Annotated in this window: 30 protein-coding genes; 2 read left to right on the top strand and 28 right to left on the bottom strand. The window is 57.7% G+C overall.

All coding sequences use genetic code 11. From position 1 onward, the window contains the following. Nucleotides 1-94 precede the first annotated feature (94 nt). The 25 genes from map to rpsL all read right to left on the bottom strand — a co-directional run bounded on the left by map (nucleotide 95) and on the right by rpsL (nucleotide 15,721). The gene (map, locus tag ACFQDI_RS12385; protein WP_377166957.1) at nucleotides 95-925 is read right to left on the bottom strand and encodes a type I methionyl aminopeptidase; all 831 of its coding nucleotides are present in this window, start codon (nucleotides 923-925) and stop codon (nucleotides 95-97) included. Nucleotides 926-942: 17 nt separating this feature from the next. Next, nucleotides 943-2,445 (bottom strand): preprotein translocase subunit SecY, encoded by a 1,503-nt coding sequence (gene secY, locus ACFQDI_RS12380; protein ID WP_377166955.1) that lies wholly within the window; start codon nucleotides 2,443-2,445, stop codon nucleotides 943-945. A gap of 94 nt (nucleotides 2,446-2,539) precedes the next feature. Next, complete coding sequence (gene rplO / locus ACFQDI_RS12375) at nucleotides 2,540-2,983, bottom strand: 50S ribosomal protein L15 (RefSeq protein ID WP_377166953.1); 444 nt, start codon at nucleotides 2,981-2,983, stop codon at nucleotides 2,540-2,542. Between the two features lie 31 nt (nucleotides 2,984-3,014). Next, nucleotides 3,015-3,611, bottom strand: coding sequence for a 30S ribosomal protein S5 (gene rpsE / locus ACFQDI_RS12370; protein WP_377166951.1), 597 nt, complete (start codon nucleotides 3,609-3,611; stop codon nucleotides 3,015-3,017). A 19-nt stretch (nucleotides 3,612-3,630) separates the two neighbouring features. Next, nucleotides 3,631-3,987, bottom strand: a complete 357-nt coding sequence (rplR, locus tag ACFQDI_RS12365) for a 50S ribosomal protein L18 (RefSeq protein ID WP_377166949.1) — start codon at nucleotides 3,985-3,987, stop codon at nucleotides 3,631-3,633. An 18-nt stretch (nucleotides 3,988-4,005) separates the two neighbouring features. Then, nucleotides 4,006-4,545 (bottom strand): 50S ribosomal protein L6, encoded by a 540-nt coding sequence (rplF, locus tag ACFQDI_RS12360; protein ID WP_377166947.1) that lies wholly within the window; start codon nucleotides 4,543-4,545, stop codon nucleotides 4,006-4,008. A 23-nt stretch (nucleotides 4,546-4,568) separates the two neighbouring features. Continuing rightward, nucleotides 4,569-4,958 carry a 30S ribosomal protein S8 gene (gene rpsH, locus ACFQDI_RS12355; protein ID WP_377166945.1) on the bottom strand — a complete coding sequence of 130 codons (390 nt, stop codon included), beginning with the start codon at nucleotides 4,956-4,958 and terminating at the stop codon, nucleotides 4,569-4,571. 27 nt (nucleotides 4,959-4,985) lie between these two features. After that, nucleotides 4,986-5,570 (bottom strand): 50S ribosomal protein L5, encoded by a 585-nt coding sequence (gene rplE / locus ACFQDI_RS12350; RefSeq protein WP_377166943.1) that lies wholly within the window; start codon nucleotides 5,568-5,570, stop codon nucleotides 4,986-4,988. A 90-nt stretch (nucleotides 5,571-5,660) separates the two neighbouring features. Beyond that, nucleotides 5,661-5,945, bottom strand: coding sequence for a 50S ribosomal protein L24 (rplX, locus tag ACFQDI_RS12345; protein WP_377166941.1), 285 nt, complete (start codon nucleotides 5,943-5,945; stop codon nucleotides 5,661-5,663). Nucleotides 5,946-5,950: 5 nt separating this feature from the next. Continuing rightward, a complete protein-coding gene (gene rplN / locus ACFQDI_RS12340; protein ID WP_294398988.1) occupies nucleotides 5,951-6,319 on the bottom strand; it encodes a 50S ribosomal protein L14 in 369 nt (122 codons plus the stop codon). Between the two features lie 42 nt (nucleotides 6,320-6,361). Continuing rightward, nucleotides 6,362-6,646, bottom strand: a complete 285-nt coding sequence (rpsQ, locus tag ACFQDI_RS12335) for a 30S ribosomal protein S17 (RefSeq protein WP_377166939.1) — start codon at nucleotides 6,644-6,646, stop codon at nucleotides 6,362-6,364. A gap of 35 nt (nucleotides 6,647-6,681) precedes the next feature. Next, complete coding sequence (gene rpmC, locus ACFQDI_RS12330; RefSeq protein WP_377166937.1) at nucleotides 6,682-6,900, bottom strand: 50S ribosomal protein L29; 219 nt, start codon at nucleotides 6,898-6,900, stop codon at nucleotides 6,682-6,684. A gap of 17 nt (nucleotides 6,901-6,917) precedes the next feature. After that, nucleotides 6,918-7,340 carry a 50S ribosomal protein L16 gene (rplP, locus tag ACFQDI_RS12325; RefSeq protein ID WP_377166935.1) on the bottom strand — a complete coding sequence of 141 codons (423 nt, stop codon included), beginning with the start codon at nucleotides 7,338-7,340 and terminating at the stop codon, nucleotides 6,918-6,920. A gap of 46 nt (nucleotides 7,341-7,386) precedes the next feature. Continuing rightward, entirely contained in the window at nucleotides 7,387-8,175 is a 789-nt protein-coding gene (gene rpsC, locus ACFQDI_RS12320) for a 30S ribosomal protein S3 (RefSeq protein WP_377166933.1), read from the bottom strand. A 33-nt stretch (nucleotides 8,176-8,208) separates the two neighbouring features. After that, nucleotides 8,209-8,646, bottom strand: a complete 438-nt coding sequence (gene rplV / locus ACFQDI_RS12315) for a 50S ribosomal protein L22 (protein ID WP_377166931.1) — start codon at nucleotides 8,644-8,646, stop codon at nucleotides 8,209-8,211. Between the two features lie 26 nt (nucleotides 8,647-8,672). Continuing rightward, complete coding sequence (locus tag ACFQDI_RS12310; protein ID WP_377166929.1) at nucleotides 8,673-9,452, bottom strand: hypothetical protein; 780 nt, start codon at nucleotides 9,450-9,452, stop codon at nucleotides 8,673-8,675. Nucleotides 9,453-9,474: 22 nt separating this feature from the next. After that, nucleotides 9,475-9,753 carry a 30S ribosomal protein S19 gene (rpsS, locus tag ACFQDI_RS12305; RefSeq protein WP_377166927.1) on the bottom strand — a complete coding sequence of 93 codons (279 nt, stop codon included), beginning with the start codon at nucleotides 9,751-9,753 and terminating at the stop codon, nucleotides 9,475-9,477. Between the two features lie 24 nt (nucleotides 9,754-9,777). Further along, on the bottom strand, nucleotides 9,778-10,617 hold the full coding sequence (gene rplB, locus ACFQDI_RS12300) for a 50S ribosomal protein L2 (RefSeq protein WP_377166925.1): 840 nt from the start codon (nucleotides 10,615-10,617) through the stop codon (nucleotides 9,778-9,780). Nucleotides 10,618-10,653: 36 nt separating this feature from the next. After that, nucleotides 10,654-10,938 (bottom strand): 50S ribosomal protein L23, encoded by a 285-nt coding sequence (rplW, locus tag ACFQDI_RS12295; RefSeq protein ID WP_377166923.1) that lies wholly within the window; start codon nucleotides 10,936-10,938, stop codon nucleotides 10,654-10,656. A gap of 2 nt (nucleotides 10,939-10,940) precedes the next feature. Next, nucleotides 10,941-11,552, bottom strand: coding sequence for a 50S ribosomal protein L4 (gene rplD, locus ACFQDI_RS12290; protein ID WP_377166921.1), 612 nt, complete (start codon nucleotides 11,550-11,552; stop codon nucleotides 10,941-10,943). A 17-nt stretch (nucleotides 11,553-11,569) separates the two neighbouring features. Beyond that, entirely contained in the window at nucleotides 11,570-12,223 is a 654-nt protein-coding gene (gene rplC / locus ACFQDI_RS12285; RefSeq protein WP_377166919.1) for a 50S ribosomal protein L3, read from the bottom strand. Between the two features lie 38 nt (nucleotides 12,224-12,261). Continuing rightward, complete coding sequence (gene rpsJ / locus ACFQDI_RS12280; RefSeq protein ID WP_294398955.1) at nucleotides 12,262-12,570, bottom strand: 30S ribosomal protein S10; 309 nt, start codon at nucleotides 12,568-12,570, stop codon at nucleotides 12,262-12,264. Between the two features lie 40 nt (nucleotides 12,571-12,610). After that, nucleotides 12,611-14,761, bottom strand: coding sequence for an elongation factor G (gene fusA, locus ACFQDI_RS12275; protein WP_377166916.1), 2,151 nt, complete (start codon nucleotides 14,759-14,761; stop codon nucleotides 12,611-12,613). 47 nt (nucleotides 14,762-14,808) lie between these two features. After that, nucleotides 14,809-15,282 carry a 30S ribosomal protein S7 gene (rpsG, locus tag ACFQDI_RS12270; protein WP_377166914.1) on the bottom strand — a complete coding sequence of 158 codons (474 nt, stop codon included), beginning with the start codon at nucleotides 15,280-15,282 and terminating at the stop codon, nucleotides 14,809-14,811. Between the two features lie 34 nt (nucleotides 15,283-15,316). Next, nucleotides 15,317-15,721 (bottom strand): 30S ribosomal protein S12, encoded by a 405-nt coding sequence (gene rpsL, locus ACFQDI_RS12265; protein ID WP_377166912.1) that lies wholly within the window; start codon nucleotides 15,719-15,721, stop codon nucleotides 15,317-15,319. A gap of 339 nt (nucleotides 15,722-16,060) precedes the next feature. Here rpsL and ACFQDI_RS12260 point away from each other — a divergent pair, with 339 nt between their 5' ends. Then, entirely contained in the window at nucleotides 16,061-16,687 is a 627-nt protein-coding gene (locus ACFQDI_RS12260) for a hypothetical protein (protein ID WP_377166910.1), read from the top strand. 287 nt (nucleotides 16,688-16,974) lie between these two features. Here ACFQDI_RS12260 and tadA read toward each other — a convergent pair whose 3' ends face one another. After that, the gene (tadA, locus tag ACFQDI_RS12255) at nucleotides 16,975-17,532 is read right to left on the bottom strand and encodes a tRNA adenosine(34) deaminase TadA (RefSeq protein ID WP_377166908.1); all 558 of its coding nucleotides are present in this window, start codon (nucleotides 17,530-17,532) and stop codon (nucleotides 16,975-16,977) included. Between the two features lie 71 nt (nucleotides 17,533-17,603). On the opposite strand from tadA, the gene rpe reads away from it, so the two are divergent. Continuing rightward, on the top strand, nucleotides 17,604-18,278 hold the full coding sequence (gene rpe, locus ACFQDI_RS12250) for a ribulose-phosphate 3-epimerase (RefSeq protein ID WP_377166906.1): 675 nt from the start codon (nucleotides 17,604-17,606) through the stop codon (nucleotides 18,276-18,278). A gap of 113 nt (nucleotides 18,279-18,391) precedes the next feature. On the opposite strand, the gene infC is transcribed toward rpe, so the two are convergent. Next, nucleotides 18,392-19,225, bottom strand: coding sequence for a translation initiation factor IF-3 (gene infC / locus ACFQDI_RS12245; RefSeq protein WP_377166904.1), 834 nt, complete (start codon nucleotides 19,223-19,225; stop codon nucleotides 18,392-18,394). A gap of 441 nt (nucleotides 19,226-19,666) precedes the next feature. Beyond that, a complete protein-coding gene (locus ACFQDI_RS12240) occupies nucleotides 19,667-19,945 on the bottom strand; it encodes a hypothetical protein (RefSeq protein ID WP_377166902.1) in 279 nt (92 codons plus the stop codon). Nucleotides 19,946-19,959 lie beyond the last annotated feature (14 nt).

The raw sequence follows: 19,959 nt of genomic DNA, 5'->3' as shown, positions 1-19,959 counted from the left end.
TTCGCCAGTCACACCACAAGCTTCAAGCACCGGAAAAAATCACAGGCAGGCTGTGTGCAGAAGAAAGCACTTAACAAAAATCCGCCACCTAGGCTCACTTGCCGAGTTCAGAAACCGGTCGTGGAGTGAGGTCGTTGACCCCCTTCGGGAACATCCGCCCACGCGCTGTCAAAATCTCAGGCTCGTCAGGCGTGATGAGCACCACATGCTCAAAATGCGCTGAGGGCTTGCGATCCGTCGTCACCACAGTCCATTTATCCTCGAGGATGCGCGTCTTTCCCGTTCCCATGTTGATCATGGGCTCAATGGCAAGGGTCATTCCCGCTTTGAGCCGTGGCCGATCACCTTTCTTGCCATAGTTTGGCACCTGAGGCTCTTCGTGCAGCTTTCTGCCGACACCATGGCCGACAAACTCACGCACCACGGTGTAACCATACTGCGTCACATGGTGCTCAACACTGTGGCACAGATCTCCGAGCATCCACCCGTCTCGCGCAAACTTCACGGCATTGAGCAAAGACTCTTCCGTCGCTGCAAGAAGATGCAGCGTTTCCTTGGCCACATTGCCCACAGGAACAGTCAGAGCGTTATCTCCAACCCAGCCGTCGTAATAAACCCCCACATCGATTTTCACGATGTCTCCATCCTGAATGACGCGAGGTCCGCCGATGCCATGAACAACTTCCTCGTTGATGGAAATGCAGATCGTTCCTGGAAACTGACGATAACCCAAAAAGGCGCTGGTGGCTCCACAAGCCTTGATCTCGGCGGCTGCGAAACGATCCACCTCGGCAGTCGTCACCCCTGCATGCACTTGTGCAGAGGTTTTGATGAGCACATCGCGAGCCACCTGGCAGGCACGGCGAATGCCCTGCTGCTGCGCGCCGTGACGGATGGGGATGTTCCCCGATTTTACAAAAGCCATGACGCGCTGGATGAGGCTCACTTGAGAGCGAGTTTATACACAACGCCAATCAAGACCATGATGGCAAGAGCGACCCACAGCCAGACGACAGTGGTGGAGTCAACAGCACGGGCACCCTGCTGGATGCGATCCACACGGCCACGGATGCGGCCCTTCTTCAGGAAACCATCATAGTGGCTTTGCAGCAGGTGTGTTTCCACCTGGCGCATCACGTCGAGGACAACGCCCACAAGAATCAGAAGGCTCGTACCTCCGAAGAACTGGGCAGCCGAGCTGGAGATTTTCATCGAGCTGCTGACAATGCCTGGCATCACATAGAGCCCGGTAAGGAAGATCGCACCGGCAAAGGTGAGACGGCTCATGGTGAAATCAAGGAAATCGGCTGTGGGCTTGCCCGGGCGGATGCCTGGGACGTAGCCGCCGCTCTTCTTGAGGTCTTCAGAAATCTGCGTCGGCTGGAACATCGTGGCCACCCAGAAATAGCTGAAGAAGAAAATCAGCAGGGAGGAAGCGACATAGTAGACCCAGCCGCTGCTGATAAACAGCGCCATGCGCTGGATCCAGTTCACATCTTTGAAGAGTGAGGCAAGAATGGTGGAGGGGAACAGAAGGATCGCCTGGGCGAAGATGATCGGCATGACACCGGAATAATTGATCTTCAGCGGCAGGTATTGCGTCTGTCCACCGTAAACCTTGCGGCCCACAACGCGTTTGGCGTAGGTGATCGCGATTCGGCGCGTCGCCTGGGTCAGGGCAATGACACCAGCGATCACAAGAATCATAAAGCCCATGAGGAGTACCAGTGTGAAGGCGCTGGCGGGGCTGGCCTTGATGCTGCCCACGAAAGTCTGCCAGACCTGAATCAGGGCACCTGGAAGATCTGAAACGATGTTCACGCAAATCAGAATCGAGACACCGTTGCCAATGCCGCGGTCAGTGATCTGCTCGCCAAGCCACATCATGAGCATGGTGCCGGCGGTGATGGTGATGACACTTGTGAAAACAAATCCAGCTCCGTAGTTGGGAACCAGAGGACGTCCGCCAAGTTTGTCGATGGCATCCTGCAGGCCGGCCATCAGATAGTTCTGCGCAGGGTCGTGCAGAGACTGCGCAAGCAGAGTCGCCTGAAACACGCAGAGAACAATGGTGGCAATACGGGTGTACTGCGTGATCTTCTGACGCCCGCCTTCTTCACGGGCAAGCTTGCTCAGAGGAGGCCACACCGCCGTCAGCAGCTGCAGCATGATGCTGGCACTGATGTAAGGCATGATGCCAAGAGCAAAAATAGCGCAGTTTTGCAGCCCGCCGCCGCTGAAAATATTCAGAAGCGCGGCGACTTGAGAGGCGCCCGAGGCATTGTCTCCCGCCTTGTTTTCAATCCAGGCATTCAGCACAGTCGCGTCAACACCCGGAAGCGTGATGGACGTGCCGATACGGACGATGACAATCATCGCCAGAGTGAAAAGGATGCGTGAGCGCAGTTCGGGAACTTTGAAGCTGTTGGCGAAAGCAGAGATCATGAGAGAAAGACTCTAAGCGAAGATGGGCCTGCTTCCTGACAGCATTCGCTGCGCGGAGACCGGCCCATCAAAGAGGTTGGTTGGGTCAGAAAAATCAGGCAGCGATGGAGCCGCCGGCTTTCTCAATCTTTTCACGGGCCGTAGCGCTGACTTTCGCGCCCTCGATGGTGAGTTTACGGGAAAGATCACCAGTGCCGAGAATTTTGATGATGTCGCAATTGCGGCTGACAAGCCCCGCTTCGCGGAGAGCAGCTTCATTGATGACAGCACCATCGTCGAAGGCTTCATTCAGTTCACCGACGTTCACGACTTCGATGGCGTCCTGGAAGAGACTGTTGTTGAAACCTTTCTTCGGCAAACGGCGATGCATTGGCATCTGACCGCCTTCAAAGCCGGGGCGGATGCCGCGACCTGCACGGGCCATCTGGCCCTTGTTGCCTTTACCGGAAGTTTTACCGTGGCCTGAGCTTTCGCCACAGCCAATGCGCTTGCGGCGCTTTTTGGCACCGGGGCGGGGTTTGACGTCTTGGAGTTGCATGAAAAATTAAATGGAAAAAGGGGGAATTCGATCAGAGTGCCTTGCGCTCTTTGATTTCCTTGCCGCGTGCGCGGAGGATCTCATCAGCAGGGCGGAGGGCCGTAAGTGCGGCGAGCGTCGCGCGAACAACGTTGGCATGGTTGCTGGAACCAAGAGATTTGCCGATCACGTCCTTCACACCTGCAGCTTCGAGCACTGCACGGGCACCACCACCTGCGATGATGCCTGTACCCGCTGTGGCAGGTTTGAGGAGAATGTGTCCGCCGCCATGGGAACCAACCACTTCATGTGGGATGGTGCTGTCCTTCAGGCAGATGGAAAGCATGTTCTTGCGGGAAGCTTCCGTCGCCTTCTTGATCGCGTCAGAGACTTCGTTGGCCTTGCCAAAACCGCAGCCCACTTTGCCCTTGGCATCGCCGGAAACGACGAGTGCGCTGAAGCTGAAGCGACGACCACCTTTGACCACCTTGGCGCATCGGTTGATGTGAACGACTTTTTCGACGCCATCCGTCTCACGCGGCGCACGATCATCACGACCACGGAAACCACCGTAGGAGGGAGTCGGAGCTGCTGGAGCCTCCGCGACGGCGGCGGCTGGGGGATCGATAACTACTGTTTCTTCGGCCATAAGTTTACGTGAGGCGGTTTTAGAATTTCAGACCCTTTTCGCGGGCGGCATCAGCAAGGGCTTTCACCTTGCCATGATAGATGAAACCGGCACGGTCGAAGACCACTTCGGTAATGTTTTTTGCCATGGCGCGCTCAGCGAGGAGACTGCCAATTTTCGTGGCGTTCTCGACGTTGGCCTTGCCAGCGCCATAACCTTTTTCCTTGGTGGAAGCAGAAACGATCGTCTTCCCTGCCACGTCGTCGATGACCTGGGCGTAAACGTTCGTGTTCGAAAAGTAAACGGCGAGGCGGGGACGCTCGGCTGTGCCGCTGAGCTTGCGGCGGATGCGCTTGTGAATGCGAGCGCGAATTTCTTTGCGATTGGTAAGAGCCATGTTGAGTATCTCCGGAGATTATTTGACAGATTTGCCGGCTTTACGGCGGATGTGTTCACCCACATAACGCACGCCCTTGGCCTTGTAAGGCTCCGGCGGGTAGTAGGCACGAATGTCAGCGGCAAGCTGGCCGACAACCTGTTTGTCAATGCCTTCGATGGCGATCTTGGTGTTTTCAGTGACGGTCACCTTCACCCCTTTCGGGATCGGATGAAGACGGTCATGGGACTGCCCAAGCTGAAGGTCGATGTTGGTGCCCTTGACAGCAGCGCGGAAACCGACGCCGTGAATCTCAAGGTTGCGGGTGTAGCCCTGGCTGACTCCAATCAGCATGTTGGAGATAAGGCGCTGAGTGGTGCCATGAAGGGCACGCACCTTGCGGTCTTCGGATTCGCGGGTGACGTTGATCGTCTTGTCGTCCGAATTGACTTTAACACCGAGGGGAAGGGTCCAGCCAAGTTCTCCCTTGGGGCCCTTGACCTGCACCGAACGGTCATCACCAATCTTGATGGTGACCTTGTCTGGAATAGAAATGATTTGTTTGCCTACGCGTGACATAATGGTTGTGACGGGTTGGGGGTTTACCAGACGGTGGCGAGGAGTTCACCACCCACTTTGGCCTTGCGGGCCTTGGCGCCGGTCATGATGCCGCGGGGTGTGGAAAGAATGGAAATGCCCAGTCCACCGAGCACACGAGGGATCTCGGTGCTGCCGACGTACTTGCGCAGACCAGGCTTGCTGACACGGTCAATCTTGCGAATGACGGCAGTCTTGTCCTGGTACTTGAGCTTGAGTTTGAGACGGGGATGAGCGGCGCTGGTGTCCACTTCATAGCTCCAAATGTAGCCTTCTTCCTGAAGGATGCGGCAAAGTTCTGCCTTCATCTTGGAGAAAGGAATGAGCACCTGCTCCTGCTGTGCGGCGCAGGCGTTGCGGATGCGGGTGAGAAAGTCTGAAATCGGGTCGGTCATGACGCTGAGGGTGTCCGGGTGTTGGGGTTATGCGGCGGCTTCAGTGCCATCTTCCTTTTTAGGCTGGGCAGTGCGTGTGCGGAACGGCATGCCAAGGGTGCGCAGCATTTCACGCGCATGGTCATCGTTGTTCGTGCTGGTCACGAAAGTGATGTCAAAGCCAAGGGGGCGCTTGATCTTGTCGAGCTCGATTTCAGGGAAGATCGACTGCTCAGCAACACCGAGCGTGTAATTGCCGCGGCCGTCAAAGGCACGGGGGGCAACACCGCGGAAGTCACGGATGCGGGGAATTGCGGTGCGCACGAGACGCATCATGAAGTCGTACATCTTGCTGCCACGGAGAGTGACTTTGACGCCGACATTTTCACCTTCGCGCAGCTTGAAGTTGGCGATGGCTTTTTTACTCTTGGTGATGACAGGCTTCTGGCCGGTGATCAGAGTCACTTCGTTCACGGCGTCTTCGATCGCCTGCTTGCGCTCGGACTGGCTGCCGATGGCGCAGTTCACCACAATCTTCTTGAGCTGTGGTACCTGATGGATGTTTGCAAGACCAAGCTGATCTTTCAGCTGGGTACGCTTTTCTTTGTAGAGGGTCTGTAGGATGTGTTCCATGATTCAGTTTGGGCTGTGCCGCCTTTCCCTCGGTGATCGCCCCGTGCGGAGCGACGACGGCGAGGGGGGAGGCAAATGGGGGGCGTTGATTTAGGCCTTGACCTTCTTCTTCGCAACTTTCTTTTTCTTCTCTTTCACAGGCGCATCAACGCGCTTGACATTCGAGATATGAATGGGGCCTTCCTTGTCTTGGAAGCCGCCTGACTGGTTCTGCTGGGTGGGCTTGATCGCTTTCTTGATCATGCGCACGCCTTCGACGAGCACCCGGCCTTTGCCTGGCTGCACTTCCAGGACAACTCCCTGGGCACCTTTGGCGGCTCCGGAAATGACGACGACATTGTCGCCTTTTTTAACGTGGGTCTTGGTACGGCTCATGGGGATTACAGCACTTCAGGTGCGAGGGAAACGATCTTCATGAAGTTTTTGTCGCGCAGCTCACGGGCCACAGGGCCAAAGATACGGGTGCCGCGCGGGTTGTTGTCTTTGTCGATGATGACCATGGCGTTGCGGTCAAAACGCAGGATCGAGCCGTCAACACGGCGGATCGGATGCGAAGTGCGCACGATCACGGCACGGACGACTTCACCCTTTTTCACAGCCGCTGTCGGCGTGGACTCACGCACGTGCGCGGTGATGATGTCGCCGACATAAGCGAAGCGGGTGTTTTTCTTGCCGAGCACGCCGATCATCGTCGCCAGTCGGGCACCGGTGTTGTCAGCCACCGGGATTGAGGACTCCATTTGCAACATAAGCTGTTTCTCCTGGTCTGGTTTAAGGGTTCAAATTGCGAATTAGTGCTTCTGCACTTCGATCAGTTCCCAGCGCTTCAGCTTGGACAGCGGGCGGGTTTCGGCGATGAGCACCTTGTCACCTTCTTTGGCCAGACCATTTTCGTCGTGGGCATAGAACTTGGAGGTTTTGCGCACGATCTTCTTGAAGATTGGGTGCGGAACGCGGCGTTCGACTTTGACGACGATGGTCTTCGTCATTTTGTCGGACACCACGACGCCGACGCGCGTTTTGCGCACGGGTGTTTTTTCGGTGGCTGCAGGGGCTGCTGCGGTGGTCTCGCTCATGATGTTAAAATTGCTTCAGTGGGTTGATGACCGGATCAGGCGGCCTTCTTGGCGGCCGCAGCGCGGGCGCGTTCGGTGATGATGGTTTCGATCCGGGCGATCTCGCGACGGATGTGGGTCAGACGGGCGGGGTTTTCGAGCTGACCGCCACCTGCGCTCTGCTGCACGCGCAGATTCAGCGCTTCCTGCTTCAGTTCGCGACGGCGTGCGGAAAGTTCTTCCACAGTCGATTCACGGAGTTCTTTGATCTTCATAATTCAGTTCGCGTAGTTTATTTGTGCAGGCTTTCACGGCTGACGAAGCGGCAGCGCAGGCCCAGCTTCGTGGCGGCGAGACGGCAGGCTTCACGGGCGGTGGCCTCGTTGACACCGGAAATTTCAAACAGCATGTGCCCTGGAAGGACCACAGCAACCCAGAATTCCGGGGAGCCTTTACCCTTACCCATTCGAACTTCAGGCGGACGCTGCGTGACGGGCTTGTGCGGGAAAATGCGGCAGAAGACCTTTCCTTTACGCTTCAAAAAGCGGGTGATGGCAACACGGCAGGCTTCAATGTGGATGTTTTTGATCCAGCCACGCTCAAGAGTCTGGAGACCGAAGTCACCAAAGTCCAGCTTGTTGCCGCTGGTGGCGTTGCCACCACGGTTGCCGCGCTGCGATTTGCGATATTTTACTCTGCTTGGAAGAAGGGCCATACGTCTAGGTCCGGTAAAAAGGGGTTAGTTCAGAAAAGTTGGGCAATTAAGCCTGGGCTGGAGCGGGTGCAGGAGCTGGGGCACCATAGCCACCACCACCTTGAGGTCCGCGGCGGTCACCACCACGGGGACCAGGAGCGCCTGGACGGCGATCACCACGGTCATCGCGGCGCGGGCGACGCTCGCCGGAAGGGCGGGACACGCCTTCAGGAGCATTACCACGGTTCATCCAGCACTTCACGCCGATGATGCCATAAACGGTGCGGGCTTCAGCAAAGCCGTAGTCGATCGGGATACGAAGCGTCTGAAGGGGCACCTTGCCCTGGCGGTACCACTCGGCGCGGGCAATGTCAGCACCACCGAGACGGCCGGCGCAGCGGAGACGGATGCCGTCAGCACCCATGTCCATGGCGGTCTGCACGGAGCGCTTCATGGCGCGGCGGAAGGAAATACGGCGCTCAAGCTGAACGGCCACAGCTTCTGCGACGAGTTGGGCGTCGAGTTCTGGCTGCTTGATTTCGAAGATGTCGATCTTGACCTGTTTGCCACCGCACATTTCGGAGACCTTCTGGCTCATCACGTCGATTTCCTGACCTTTGCGGCCAATGACGAGACCTGGGCGGGCCGTGTGAAGGGTCACACGCACCTGGTTCCAAGCGCGCTCGATGACGATCTTGGAGATGGCGGCCTGCATGAGCTTTTCCTTGAGGTAAGCACGGATGGCAAGATCGCTGTGGAGCGAGTCTGCGTATTCTTTTTCAGGTGCGTACCACTTGGAGCGCCAGTCTTTGGTGACTGCAAGGCGGAAGCCGATCGGATTTACTTTCTGTCCCATAAAGTGAAGAGGTGCGGTTGGGTGGCGTTGCGGTTATTCAGAAGCTTTCTTGGCCTTGGCTGCCTTCTTGACGGCAGGAGCGTTGCGGCGGGCGGATTTCGGGGCCTTCTTTTCACCTTCGGCCTTGGCTTCTTCAGCCTTCGGCGCGCCGATGATGACGGTGATGTGGGTCATGCGCTTCTTGATCGGAGCTGCAGAACCGCGGGCGCGTGGCATGATGCGGCTCAGTGCAGGTCCCGGTGTGGCAACTGCGGACTGAACGATGAACTCGGAGGCATCCTGCTCATGGTTGTTCTCCGCATTGGCAATCGCCGAACGAAGGGTTTTGCCAACAAGGAAGGCGGCTTTCTTTGGAGTGAAGTCGAGAACGCTCAGCGCCTGGGAAACTGGCATGCCGGTGATGGCACGTGTGACCTGGCGGGCTTTCTGCGAGGAGATCCTGGCGTATTTGAGGACGGAGCGGACGGACATAAAGCGAGGGGGGGTTCTTGACTTCGTTAGAGAGATTTGTTGAGATCGACGCGACCCCGGTCACCGACACGGACGGGATCATTGGCAGTGGCCAGTTCTTGGACCACAGCGCCACAAACTGAGTTGCGGACTTCGGTGACGAGGACTTTGGCGATGGGCTTGTCTTCGCGGTAAATTTCAAAAGGCATTCCTGGCTTCACGCCGTCCTTGGCACCAATGGAGAGAACGGCAATGCCAAGTTCTGTCTTCAGGCTCACAACACGCGCGTTTTGCAGATCACCCACGGCCTGACCGCTCTGTCCACCACCAGCTTTGACAAGGGCGGCATCAGCGGCGGTGATGGCCTTGTTAAGTCGGTCAGCGGCGGCTGGATCAGCGCTCTGTGCGCTTTTCATCAGCCCCATTCCAGATTCAGCCAGTTCAATCAGAGCGTTGGAAAGTTCGTCCCGCTGCTCTTTCATGATGCGCAAGTCGCTGAGTGCGGCGAGCAGGCGCTCCTGTGTTTGGTCTTTGTTGTTTTCAAGCGCCCCAACTCCCAGTCCTTCGAGAAGACCACGCAGCTTCTCGTAGCGGTCTTTGAGCTCGTTGGATTCGGCGTTGGCAGCCGCTGCACTCTGCGCAAGAGCGTCATTCTTGTCCTTGGCGGCAAGAAGCTGAGCATCCTGTGCCTGGATCTTGGCAGCGGCAACTTGAAGCGAGATGTGAAGCTCCTGGTTTTCGAGCCTGTCATCCGCGCGCACTCCGGCCACACCCGCTGCAACAAGCAGCGAGAGCGTGGTGAAAGTGATGGAAGCGCGGAGTGACATGTCGGTGCCAGGGGCTCAGGAATTACTTGGCAGCCTTGACGGTGACGGCACCGTGAGACTTGAACATACGGGTCAGGGCAAACTCGCCCAACCGATGCCCCACCATGTTTTCCGTCACATAGACAGAGACGAAGTCTTTGCCGTTGTGAACAAGGAAGGTGTGACCGACAAGGTCAGGAGTGACCATGGAGGAACGGGCCCAGGTCTTGATGGGGCGTTTCTGCTTGGCATCGTTGAGCTTGTCCACCTTGTCGAGGAGAGCTTGCTGAACGAACGGGCCTTTTTTGAGTGAGCGTGCCATGTGATTGCTGGAATGAGGAATGGATTACTTCTTGGCGTGACGGCTCTGGATGATGAGCTTGTTCGTAGCCTTCTTCTTGTTGCGGGTCTTCTCACCTTTGGCGTGACCCCAAGGGCTCAGCAGATGCTGACGACCACCACCGGACTTGGAACGACCTTCACCACCACCGTTCGGATGGTCAATCGGGTTCATACACATACCACGGACGGTTGGGCGTGTGCCCTGCCAGCGTGTGCGGCCAGCCTTGGCGCTGACGACGTTCATGTGTTCCACATTGCCAACCTGACCGATCGTTGCGTAGCAAACGGCAAGGATCTTGCGGATTTCTCCGGATGGCATGCGCACCAGGGCGAAGTCACCTTCACGGTTGGAGAGCACTGCAGCCTGACCGGCGGCACGTGCGACGACGCCACCTTTTCCAGGCGAGAGTTCGATGTTGTGGATCGAAGTTCCGAGAGGGATCTTGCTCAGAGGAAGCGCGTTTCCGACTTCAGGAGCAGCCTTTTCACCAGCCATGACCAAGGCGCCCACTGCGAGGGCGTTTGGAGCAAGGATGTAAGCACGCTGGCCGTCTTTGTACTCGACAAGCGCGATGCGGGCAGAACGGTTGGGATCGTACTCGATGCCGACCACCTTGGCAGCTTCATCACGGCGGGAGCGTTTGAAATCGATGAGACGGTAACGCTTGTCGTGACCACCGCCGATATGACGGCAGGTGATACGGCCAGTGTTGTTACGGCCACCGGATTTACGGAGAGCCACGGTGAGGCTTTTCTCCGGGGAATGCTTGGTGATCTCCTCGAAGGAGTTCCACTCTTTGTAGCGATTGGTGGGCGTGGTAGGCTTGAATGTTTTCAGCGCCATGACGGTAAAATGAGTTAAAGGGTTGCGTGCCTGGGTTTACGCGAGGTCGAACTTCTCACCGTCCTTAAGGCGGACGATGGCTTTCTTCCAGTGGTTGGTGCGGCCGTAATCGGCGCGGCGCTCACGACGGGCCTTCCCGTCATAGTTCGCAGTGCGGACACCGGTGACTTTTTTGCCAAAGAGCTTTTCTATGGCCTGCTTGATGTCGATCTTGGTAGCCTCGACGTCGACGGAGAACACGTACTCGTTGTTTTTTTCGCCCAGCAGCGTGGCTTTTTCGCTGAGACGGATGGTTTTGATGACTTTATGAAGGTCTTTCATGATCAGGCGGTCCTCTTGGCAAGGGTTTCAAGGGCGTCACCGGTCACCACAACGCTGCGATAGCGCAGAAGGTGCTCGGCATTCACTTCGTCAGCGGAGATAAGCTGAACGTTCTGGACATTGCGGCCGGCGCGGAAGGTGAGCTCATCAAAGCCTTTGCCGATGAGGAGCACGTTTTTCGCGGTGGTAAGGCCATTGACAGCAGCGATGAAGCTCTTGGTCTTGCCATCAGCCACGGCGAAGCTCGCGGTGGTAAGCACTTCCCCGTCCAGGATGCGGGCGGTCAGAGCGGCACGAAGAGCAAGCTTGCGGGTGTTCTTGGTGGTTTTCTTGGCCCAAACCGTGGTGTTGCGTGGGCCGAAGACGACACCACCACCACTCCAGATGGGGGAACGCTTCGAACCCATACGGGCGTTGCCGGTTCCCTTCTGGTTCCAGAGCTTCTTGCCGGAGCCGGAAACTTCAGAGCGGTTCTTGGTGTGGGCATTGCCCTGGCGGCGGTTGGCGCGGTAGGCCACCAGCGTGTCGTTAAGAGCCTGGGAGCCTTTGTAGCCCTCGGTCAGTTGAATGTTGGCCGCCTTGGCGGCGTCGGCTGAGAGAATGGTCGCGGACATGATTCAGTTCCTCGTGGTTATTTCTTGGCGACAGCCTTTTTGCCGGGGCGCACCACAACGATGCTGCCAGTGTTGCCGGGGAGGGCGCCTTTGATGAGCAGGATGCCTTCTTCAGGGCGGCTCTGCACGACAACCAGATTCTGCGTGGTGCAGCGCGTGGTGCCGTCGTGGCCGGGCATCTTCTGGTTCTTCCAAACGAGACCGGGAGTCAGACGGCAGCCGATGGAACCAGGACGACGATGCATCATGTGACCATGCGAAGCAGGCTGTCCGGCGAAATTCCAGCGTTTCACAACGCCCTGGAAGCCTTTGCCCTTGGTGTTGCCGATCACGTCAACCACCTGGCCGTTGCTGAAGATGCTGGCGTCGAGCTTCGCGTCAGCCGCAGGCAGCTGGTCGTCGCTGGCAAGACGGAATTCTTTGACGATGCGCTTGGCGGTCGTGCAGCCGTGTTTCTTGAAGTGTCCAAGAAGAGGCTTGCTGACGCGGGATTCTTTTTCCTGGTCACCGTAGCCCACCTGCACTGCGCTGTACTTGTCTTTGCCATCGCTGCGCTTCACCTGAATGATGGTGTTGCCGCTGACATCAACCACTGTGACCGAAATCGCGTCGCCTTTGGCGTCATAGACTTTGGTCATTCCGAGTTTTTTACCGATCAATCCGAGACTCATGAGTGTGTCCTCCTGTTTTTAAAAGTGATGAGACCAAGTTAGATCTTGATCGTGATGTCCACGCCGGAGGGAAGATTAAGCTTCTTCAGCTCGTCCACAGTGCGGGAGGTGGGATCCACAATGTCAAGCAGGCGCTTGTGCGTGCGGATTTCAAACTGGTCCATCGACTTCTTGTCGACGTGCGGAGAGCGGTTCACGGTGAACTTCTCAATGCGGGTCGGCAGCGGGATGGGGCCTGCGACGCGTGCGCCTGTGCGCTTCGCGGTTTCGACGATGTCTGCGGTGCTCTTGTCGAGCACGCGGTAGTCATAGGCGCGGAGGCGGATTCTGATGCGTTGATTTGTCATGACGTTGGTCCTTAGGGTAGGGTTTCAGTGCGCTTGGGCGTTATGCCTTGGAGCCTCCACGTTGCTCGACGATCTGCTCAACAATCTGCTGCGGCACCTGCTCGAAGTGAGAAGGCTGCATGGAGTAGCTGGCGCGGCCGGAGGAAAGGGTGCGGATGGCGGTGGAATAGCCAAACATTTCTGCGAGCGGCACTTCGGCACGCAGGATGGCGGTGGTGCCGCGGCTGTCCATGCCCTGGATCTTGCCACGACGGCGGTTCAAGTCGCCCATGATGTCGCCCTGATAGTCTTCAGGTGTGGAGGCTTCCACAGCCATGATCGGCTCAAGCAGGATGCACTTGGCTTTCTTGAGGGCGTCCTTCACGGCGAAGATACCAGCCATCTTGAAGGCGTTTTCGTTGGAGTCCACTTCGTGGCTCGAACCATCGACCAGGTCGATGTGCATGTCGATCACCGGATAGCCGGCGATGATGCCGTTCAGTGCGGCTTCGATACAGCCAGCCTTCGCAGGGTTGATGAATTCCTTCGGAATCGTACCACCGACCACCTTGTTTTCGACGACGATGCCGGAGCCCTTTTCACCAGGACGCACCTTGATGACCACGTGTCCATACTGACCACGACCACCGGACTGCTTGACCAGCTTGCCTTCGCCATCGGCTTCCTGTGTGAGGGTTTCGCGGTAGGCAATCTGAGGCTTGCCGGTGTTTGTTTCCACCTTGTGCTCGCGCTTGAGGCGGTCGCAAAGAATTTCCAAGTGAAGCTCGCCCATGCCAGCGATGATGGTCTGGCCGGTTTCTTCGTCGGTCTTGACGAAGAAAGTCGGATCTTCTTCGGAGAGACGCTGGAGGGCGTTGCCCATCTTTTCCTGGTCGCCTTTGGTCTTTGGCTCCACGGCCATCGAGATCACCGGTTCTGGGAAGGTCGGCGGCTCAAGCTGCACTTCGAGGCTTTCGTCGCAGAAAGTGTCGCCAGTGCGGACATCCTTCACACCCACGAGGGCGGCAATATCGCCAGAGTAGCAGGTGTCGATGTCCTTGTGCACCGCAGCCTGGATCTGAATCAAGCGGCCCACGCGCTCAGACTTGCGTGTGCGGGGATTGTAGATCGTGTCACCCTTGGAAACCTTGCCGGAGTAAACGCGGAAGAAGACGAGACGGCCAAACTTGTCCGACCACAGCTTGAAGCCGAGAGCGATGAACTTGCCGTTATCGTCAGGCTTGGCCTCGACGATGTTTTCGGGCTCATCCACCACAGTGCCCTTCTGGGCTTCGATGTCGAGCGGGCCCGGGAGGTAATCGATCACGGCGTCGATCAGATACTGAACGCCTTTGTTCTTGAAGGCGGAACCACCGGCCATCGGGATGATCTTGTTGGCGATCACTGCGCGGCGGAGGCCGGCCTTGAGTTCTTTCGGACCGATGGGCTGTTCTTCGAGGAACATCATGCCCAGCTCTTCATCAGCGCTGCAGACGGCATCGAGGAGCTCATCATAGGCTGCCTTGGCAGTGGCGACTTCGTCACCTTCCAGTTCACGCACGGTGTACTTGGAGCCAAACTTTTCGTCATCAGAGTAGATGATGGACTTCTGGTTGACCACGTCGATCTGGCCGATCAGATTTTCTTCAGCACCGATCGGGATCAGGATCGGGAAAGCAGGAGCGCCGAGCTTGGTGCGGACGTCCTTCACCACGTTGAAGAAGTTGGCGCCGGTGCGGTCCATCTTGTTCACGAAGGCGATACGGGGCACACCATACTTTTCAGCCTGGCGGTACACCGTTTCAGACTGGGGCTGCACGCCCGCCACGCCGCAAAGCACGAAGATCGCACCGTCGAGCACGCGGAGGGAACGTTCCACTTCAGCGGTGAAGTCCACGTGTCCTGGGGTGTCGATGATGTTGACGCGGATGTCTTCGAGTTCGCGGGACTTGTAGATGCCAGCTTCCTTGAGCTGCTTCCACTTGGCGGTCACAGCAGCGGAGGTGATGGTGATACCACGTTCCTTTTCCTGCTCCATCCAGTCGGTGGTGGCAGCGCCGTCATGCACTTCACCGATCTTGTGGATCATGCCCGTGTAGAACAAAATACGCTCGGTCAGGGTCGTCTTGCCCGCGTCGATGTGGGCGCAGATCCCGATGTTACGGGTACGCTCAAGTGGGAATTCGCGGTTGGGGGAGTTGGGGTTCGACATGGGTCGGAAAAAACGTGAAGTGGACGGAAAAGGTGAAGTGGGAGCGATTAGAAGCGGAAGTGGGCGAAGGCGCGGTTGGCCTGAGCCTGCTTGTGGACGTCGTCACGCTTGCGGACGGCGTTCCCCTGCCCTTGCGCGGCGTCCTTCAGCTCATTGGCCAGGGCGCGGTGCATTGCCTGACCTTTGCGGCCACGGGCAAAACCGACGATCCAGCGCATGGCCAGGGACTCCTGACGGCGTGGGGAAACTTCAAGTGGGACCTGGTAGGTGGCGCCACCGACACGACGAGCCTTGACTTCGACACGTGGCTTGGTGTTCTCAATCGCACGATTGAAGAGCTCCAGAGGATCGACGCTGTCGGTCTTGTCGTTGAGCGTCTCAATGGCGGAATAAACGATGCGCTCTGCGAGCGACTTCTTGCCATCAAGCATGATGTTGCTGATGAGCGTTGCAACGAGTTCGCTGTCGTAACGGCTGTCCTTGCGGGCTTCTTTGGTGTAAACGCGTTTTCTGCGGGCCATGGCTTGATGAGATAAAGAGTGAGATCAGCGGAAATTATTTCTTCTTCGCAGTAGCGGCGGCAGCACCTGCCTTTGGACGCTTTGCACCGTACTTGGAACGGCCACGACGACGGGCATCAACGCCAAGGCAGTCAAGGGTGCCGCGGACGATGTGATAGCGCACACCGGGCAAGTCTTTCACACGACCACCACGGACGAGCACAATGCTGTGTTCCTGAAGATTGTGACCTTCACCGCCGATATAGGCGATGACTTCGTAGCCATTGGTCAGACGCACTTTGGCCACCTTACGCAGAGCGGAGTTTGGCTTTTTGGGGGTGCGGGTCATCACCTGGAGGCAGACGCCACGACGCTGCGGGCACTTGGCAAGCGCAGGAGACTTCGACTTTACCGCTTTGTCTTTGCGGCCGTGTCTGACGAGTTGATTGATGGTGGGCATGGTGTGAAAGAGCTGTGAACCTCGGCTTTGTTCGTAGCCAGTTTCGGGGGACAGCGCGCCATGCTCACATTGAGCATACGCAGACTTTTCCGGTTCTGGTTCCGATAATGAAGAGCCTCCGTGGAGGATCTTGATTTGCCAGCTTCGTGGGGGAAGGCTGGGCCTTGGGAGCGCGCATCTTGGCGAGTCCTGCTCACCCCGCAAGCGGTATTTCGATCTTTTTGCAATAATTATTCACATTGCCTCTCACTTGTTAACGCATTCTCACACAAAAAAGCTCATCCAAGGGCATTAATCCCATGTATTTGCATCGTCATCACTTCACGCCACACTGGCATCATGCGCACGCTTCTCTGCCTCTTTGTTCTTTTGCTGCACCCCCTCCCAGCCCAGCAGCAGCCAGCCCCAGCGGAGCGCAAGCTGGAGTCCCTTCTCCTCATGCCGGAGCCCAAAGCCTTGCGCGGCGCCTATTCCATCACTCTGCCCAATTCCAAGCGCACCGTTTTCACCTGCTATCGTGAGAGCACCGAGGCCTTCAACGGTGTTGAGGCCTACACACCTGAGGCCTTCGCCAAGCTGGGCCTCAGTGTCGAATCCTTCGCAGCGCGTGCCAAAACCGCTGCAGACAAGCGCCTCCTCCAGCTCAAGCCGGAACTCATCAAGGGCGAAGACGGCAGGATCGCCTACGCTGTTTATCGTGGTGAGTCACCGCTCTTCGCCACCCTGATCATCGCCCCTTCCCTGCCAAAAATTTTCGCAGACCTGTTTGGCCAGGAAGTCTGGGCCGCCACCCCTGACCGCCACTCCCTCTACATATTTCCAGCAAAGGCTGAGCTGGTTGATGAGTTTGCCGCCGATCTTGCCGAGCGCTACGCCTCTGATGCCTATGCGGCCAGCTGTGAAATTTTTGCGCTCAAGTCGGGCACAGAACCTCGGGTGATAGCCTCCTTTGCTGGGGATGAATAGCTCCGCAGCTTACCCGCAGCAGGCTCCTCCGCCTGTTTTTTGAACAGCCTCCCAACTCTTGGATGCCATATCAGGGCAACCAATGCCCTGATTCATTCAAAACCAGTGATATAGGATCACCGAAATCCGAAAGGCAATCATGACGCGCAAGCATCTTGAAAACCTTTTCTCCCAACTTCCCCCTGCCAGCGCCAGCATTACACCCTTCGTGAATATCGCTCACCAGGCCGTCTCCATGACCTACTCCGAGCATGATCAACCGGAGCCAGGAGAAAAGCCAGCACACCTCACGGCCCGTCAAAAACGAGGCCACCATCCTCCGTCGCCTCCTTAGCCGCACCCTTCTTATGCTCCAGCCCCTCCGCTCGGCGGCGGCGGGCCTCAGCAAAAAATTCCTTCAGAATGCGGACACAGTCGTCATTCAGCACCCCGGCGGTGATTTCCGTGCGGTGATTGAGATTCGGTGCCTGGAGGAGGTTCCAAAAACCACCCGCGGCACCACCCTTGACATCCGGACAGCCAAAAATGACGCGGCGCACCCGGCAGTGCATGATCGCCCCCGCACACATGGGACAGGGCTCTTTGGTCACATACAGGTCACAGTCGGTCAGTCGCCAGTCGCCCAGGGCGCTTTCAGCCTGGGTGAGCGCCAGCATTTCCGCGTGGGCTGTGGCGTCTTTCAGCGTCTCCACCTGGTTCCACGCGCGGCCGACGATGCTGCCCTGGTGCACGATGACAGCCCCGATGGGCACCTCATCCTGTTTCGCCGCCTTGCGTGCCTGGCGCAGCGCCTCGCGCATGAAATGTTCGTCGTCGTAGGGATTGATGATCAGGGGGTCAGTCACACAGGTTCATTAAACGCGCTCCAGCATAACTCAAACCTTGAACTTTAAACCCGGAACCTTATCTCAGCCCCATGCATCACTCGACGAACCTCATCCTCCCTTCCCTGCTGGCTGCCGACTGGTCCAAGATCGACCTCGAAGTCAGGCGCGCCTCCGCCGCCGGAGCCCAGTGGCTGCACTTGGACGTGATGGACGGGAACTTCGTGGACAACATCTCCTTCGGCCCGCAGATGGTGCAGACCGTGCGCAAATGCACCGACATGTACTTGGATGTTCACCTCATGATCCACCGCCCGGACCATTACCTGGAGCGTTTCATCAAGGCTGGAGCCCAAAACATCACCATCCATGTCGAGGCAAACTACGACACCAGCGTCGCCGAAACCCTGAAACGCATCCGCGCGGCGGGTCTCCACTGCGGCCTGGCCCTGCACCCGAGTACCCCGTTTGAGGCCGCCCTGCCTTTTGTCCGCGACATTGACCTTCTTCTGGTCATGACCGTGGTGCCCGGCTTCGGCGGCCAGCCCTTCATGGAAAAGGAAACCATGCCAAAGCTCGCTGCAGCACGCGACTACCGCGCCGCCCACGGCCTGAACTACCACCTCGAAGTGGACGGCGGCATTTACACAAGCACCGCCCCCATCGCCAAAAAGAACGGCGCCAACCTCTTCGTCTGCGGCACCTCCTCCTTCGGCCCGCCGGACATGGAGCAGTCCATGCGCGAGCTCGCGGCATCGGTAGCCTAAACTGAGACGCACCCCGCTGCTTCACGCCCAGGAAACCAGGCCTGTCGCCAGTCAGCACCCAAAATAAAAAGGGCAGGACTCAAGTCCTGCCCTTCGTGATCTATGGGAGACAACTACTCCAGAGGCGGCGTTGGGGCCAGCTTCACAGGGGGAGCCTGCTGGCTGTGATTTTCCCCATGATGATCGTCGTCATCATGATGATCGTCGTGCTCATCATGCTTGTCCTCACGCGGGTCATGCCCTTCGTGGTGGATGATGTCGCTGTGCTCAGTCACACCTTTGAGGTGCGTCTTGAACTTGCGGTGGCGCTGACGCTCCGGCAAAGGACTGAGCTGCATGTTGATGTTACGGCCCGCCATGCGCGGATCCTGATCCACATGCCCCATGGTCAGAAGGTCTTCCTTGATCTTCTTGGCCAGCTGGTGCCCGAGCTCCTGATGCGCCATCTGGCGCCCGCGGAACTGGAGCTGGATGCGCACTTTGTGCCCTTCCGCCAGGAAGTCCTCGGCATGCGTGATCTTGATCAGGTAATCGTGAGGGTCGATGCCGATGCGGAATTTCATTTCCTTCACCTTGCCGCCCTTCTGATGCTTGTGGGCCTCCTTCTTGTGCTTCTCCTGAATGTACTTGTATTTGCCGTAATTGACAATCTTGCACACGGGCGGGTCAGCGTTCGGAGCCACCTCGACCAGATCCAGTCCACGCTCTTTGGCGATCCGAATGGCCTGCGCCGTGGGGATCACCCCCAGCTGATGATGACCATCCTCCTCGACCACACGCACCTTCGGCGCGCGAATGCGCTCATTCACACGGGTTTGATCGACAAAACGGCCGTTCGGACGATCCCGTCCGCCTGGACGATTGCCACCGCCGGGGCGAAAGCCACCACCAGATCCTTGATAGCCACCGGCCGGACGCGGAGGCCCTGAAGGACGGGGGGCGCCCATGGGTGGTCCGGCTGGACGCGGCGCTGAATTAGGGGGGCCTGCCTGGCCCGCAGGCCTCGGCGGGCCTCCGGTGCCTTGGTTTTGCTGGGGACGTGGCGCAAAACTGCCGCCGCTCAACTGCTGGAATGGATTGCTTATGGGATACCTCCGGGTGTGTTCGAAACTCCAGGCCGCCTTGTGGCAGACACCTGGAAAAGGGTTGTGATGAGACGCGCTGTAAAAAACATCATATCAGCACGGACTCGGTTCCGGCATGCACGCGTCACCTGCCGCCCGTTCATGCGGGGTATGTGTACGCGACAAAGAAAAAAACATGCGGAGAAAGTCAGATTAAAGCGCTTTCAGTGGAAAGCCGTTGGCAGAGTCATGGACTCAAACGCTGCATATAGGTAACGACTTTCATGAGATTCAGCAAGCCGATTTATTGCCACTCAACATTTCCTAGTGGTCTTTGCCACAGACCTGGCACATAAACCGGTTCCCCCGGTGAGGGATTTCGTAGCTTTTTCCACCACAAAACGGGCAGGTCACCGCCACGCAGCTGCGCACAATTCGCCGGGTGATCATGCCGACCACCAGCGCTCCCACCAGCATCGTCACCAGGGGCGGGATGTGATGGCGCTCCAGCCAGCTCCAGATCAGCCAGATGAACCCGCAAAAAAACCCGCTGGCGACAACAGGCCCAAAAAAGCTGAGGACAAAATGGCGCGAGGAGCTCATGCGAGCGCAAACTG

The organism is Prosthecobacter fluviatilis (assembly GCF_042655725.1).
GTDB lineage: Bacteria > Verrucomicrobiota > Verrucomicrobiia > Verrucomicrobiales > Verrucomicrobiaceae > Prosthecobacter > Prosthecobacter fluviatilis.
Note: the sequence above shows the minus strand (reverse complement) of the source record. Positions and strands in the feature narration are given on the sequence as shown.

What these genes read in the sequence shown, in the direction of transcription:
- map (WP_377166957.1), bottom strand. Translation starts at nt 925, where the DNA reads ATGGCTTTTGTAAAATCGGGGAACATCCCCATCCGTCACGGCGCGCAG.
- secY (WP_377166955.1), bottom strand. Translation starts at nt 2,445, where the DNA reads ATGATCTCTGCTTTCGCCAACAGCTTCAAAGTTCCCGAACTGCGCTCA.
- rplO (WP_377166953.1), bottom strand. Translation starts at nt 2,983, where the DNA reads ATGCAACTCCAAGACGTCAAACCCCGCCCCGGTGCCAAAAAGCGCCGC.
- rpsE (WP_377166951.1), bottom strand. Translation starts at nt 3,611, where the DNA reads ATGGCCGAAGAAACAGTAGTTATCGATCCCCCAGCCGCCGCCGTCGCG.
- rplR (WP_377166949.1), bottom strand. Translation starts at nt 3,987, where the DNA reads ATGGCTCTTACCAATCGCAAAGAAATTCGCGCTCGCATTCACAAGCGC.
- rplF (WP_377166947.1), bottom strand. Translation starts at nt 4,545, where the DNA reads ATGTCACGCGTAGGCAAACAAATCATTTCTATTCCAGACAAGGTCACC.
- rpsH (WP_377166945.1), bottom strand. Translation starts at nt 4,958, where the DNA reads ATGACCGACCCGATTTCAGACTTTCTCACCCGCATCCGCAACGCCTGC.
- rplE (WP_377166943.1), bottom strand. Translation starts at nt 5,570, where the DNA reads ATGGAACACATCCTACAGACCCTCTACAAAGAAAAGCGTACCCAGCTG.
- rplX (WP_377166941.1), bottom strand. Translation starts at nt 5,945, where the DNA reads ATGAGCCGTACCAAGACCCACGTTAAAAAAGGCGACAATGTCGTCGTC.
- rplN (WP_294398988.1), bottom strand. Translation starts at nt 6,319, where the DNA reads ATGTTGCAAATGGAGTCCTCAATCCCGGTGGCTGACAACACCGGTGCC.
- rpsQ (WP_377166939.1), bottom strand. Translation starts at nt 6,646, where the DNA reads ATGAGCGAGACCACCGCAGCAGCCCCTGCAGCCACCGAAAAAACACCC.
- rpmC (WP_377166937.1), bottom strand. Translation starts at nt 6,900, where the DNA reads ATGAAGATCAAAGAACTCCGTGAATCGACTGTGGAAGAACTTTCCGCA.
- rplP (WP_377166935.1), bottom strand. Translation starts at nt 7,340, where the DNA reads ATGGCCCTTCTTCCAAGCAGAGTAAAATATCGCAAATCGCAGCGCGGC.
- rpsC (WP_377166933.1), bottom strand. Translation starts at nt 8,175, where the DNA reads ATGGGACAGAAAGTAAATCCGATCGGCTTCCGCCTTGCAGTCACCAAA.
- rplV (WP_377166931.1), bottom strand. Translation starts at nt 8,646, where the DNA reads ATGTCCGTCCGCTCCGTCCTCAAATACGCCAGGATCTCCTCGCAGAAA.
- ACFQDI_RS12310 (WP_377166929.1), bottom strand. Translation starts at nt 9,452, where the DNA reads ATGTCACTCCGCGCTTCCATCACTTTCACCACGCTCTCGCTGCTTGTT.
- rpsS (WP_377166927.1), bottom strand. Translation starts at nt 9,753, where the DNA reads ATGGCACGCTCACTCAAAAAAGGCCCGTTCGTTCAGCAAGCTCTCCTC.
- rplB (WP_377166925.1), bottom strand. Translation starts at nt 10,617, where the DNA reads ATGGCGCTGAAAACATTCAAGCCTACCACGCCCACCAATCGCTACAAA.
- rplW (WP_377166923.1), bottom strand. Translation starts at nt 10,938, where the DNA reads ATGAAAGACCTTCATAAAGTCATCAAAACCATCCGTCTCAGCGAAAAA.
- rplD (WP_377166921.1), bottom strand. Translation starts at nt 11,552, where the DNA reads ATGTCCGCGACCATTCTCTCAGCCGACGCCGCCAAGGCGGCCAACATT.
- rplC (WP_377166919.1), bottom strand. Translation starts at nt 12,223, where the DNA reads ATGAGTCTCGGATTGATCGGTAAAAAACTCGGAATGACCAAAGTCTAT.
- rpsJ (WP_294398955.1), bottom strand. Translation starts at nt 12,570, where the DNA reads ATGACAAATCAACGCATCAGAATCCGCCTCCGCGCCTATGACTACCGC.
- fusA (WP_377166916.1), bottom strand. Translation starts at nt 14,761, where the DNA reads ATGTCGAACCCCAACTCCCCCAACCGCGAATTCCCACTTGAGCGTACC.
- rpsG (WP_377166914.1), bottom strand. Translation starts at nt 15,282, where the DNA reads ATGGCCCGCAGAAAACGCGTTTACACCAAAGAAGCCCGCAAGGACAGC.
- rpsL (WP_377166912.1), bottom strand. Translation starts at nt 15,721, where the DNA reads ATGCCCACCATCAATCAACTCGTCAGACACGGCCGCAAAGACAAAGCG.
- ACFQDI_RS12260 (WP_377166910.1), top strand. Translation starts at nt 16,061, where the DNA reads ATGCGCACGCTTCTCTGCCTCTTTGTTCTTTTGCTGCACCCCCTCCCA.
- rpe (WP_377166906.1), top strand. Translation starts at nt 17,604, where the DNA reads ATGCATCACTCGACGAACCTCATCCTCCCTTCCCTGCTGGCTGCCGAC.
- infC (WP_377166904.1), bottom strand. Translation starts at nt 19,225, where the DNA reads ATGGGCGCCCCCCGTCCTTCAGGGCCTCCGCGTCCGGCCGGTGGCTAT.
- ACFQDI_RS12240 (WP_377166902.1), bottom strand. Translation starts at nt 19,945, where the DNA reads ATGAGCTCCTCGCGCCATTTTGTCCTCAGCTTTTTTGGGCCTGTTGTC.